This window comes from Clostridium fessum, assembly GCF_003024715.1.
In the GTDB taxonomy this organism is placed as follows: domain Bacteria; phylum Bacillota; class Clostridia; order Lachnospirales; family Lachnospiraceae; genus Otoolea; species Otoolea fessa.
In genome coordinates this window covers 1-841 of the sequence record NZ_PYLO01000020.1, presented here as the reverse complement: position 1 = coordinate 841, position 841 = coordinate 1, and the positions used below count along the sequence as shown (strand labels likewise).

2 rRNA genes are annotated in these 841 nt (G+C 44.8%); both read right to left on the bottom strand.

Annotated elements, in window-relative coordinates:
- Positions 1-226: ribosomal RNA gene (locus tag C7U56_RS15300) — 16S ribosomal RNA — on the bottom strand; the annotation flags it as partial.
- A 337-nt stretch (positions 227-563) separates the two neighbouring features.
- Positions 564-841: ribosomal RNA gene (locus tag C7U56_RS15295) — 23S ribosomal RNA — on the bottom strand; the annotation flags it as partial.

The window sequence follows — 841 nt, the reverse complement described above, 5'->3', positions numbered from 1 at the left end:
TTTTTCACACCGGACCATGCGGTCCTGTGCGCTTATGCGGTATTAGCAGTCATTTCTAACTGTTGTCCCCCAGTGTGAGGCAGGTTACCCACGCGTTACTCACCCGTCCGCCACTCAGTCAATCTAGCTTCCATCCGAAAACTTCCGTTAGATTGCTTCGTTCGACTTGCATGTGTTAAGCACGCCGCCAGCGTTCATCCTGAGCCAGGATCAAACTCTCATGTTAAAGTTTTGATTCCAGTCAAAATTCGCTTGGCTAATTTTAACCGTTATTACTGTTGTTTTGGTTTTGTTCTGAACGTTCTCTTGAACTTCAAGGCTTAACCAAAAGCCTTTGTTCTTAGAATTTTCAGGGTTTTACATACTGTTCAGTTTTCAAGGTTCTTTGTTGTTGTCATCTCAACAACAGCCCATTTATAATATCATAAGCTTTTGCATTTGTCAACAACTTTTTTATGTTGAAGGTTTATATACCTTCAAAACTGCACACTGAATTTCTTCTACTTTCTATCTTTCATCCTTCAGGAAATAACTTCCTCTTACCTATCCTTAACCATAACCTTTTGGTTAAGCCCTCGACCGATTAGTAACAGTCAGCTTCACGTATTACTACGCTTCCACCTCTGCCCTATCTACCTCGTCGTCTTCAAGGGGTCTTACTACTTGCGTATGGGATATCTCATCTTGAGGGGGGCTTCACGCTTAGATGCCTTCAGCGTTTATCCCGTCCCGGCTTGGCTACTCTGCCATGAGCCTGATGGCTCAACAGATACACCAGAGGCCAGTCCACCCCGGTCCTCTCGTACTAAGGGCAGCTCCTCTCAAATATCCTACGCCCGCG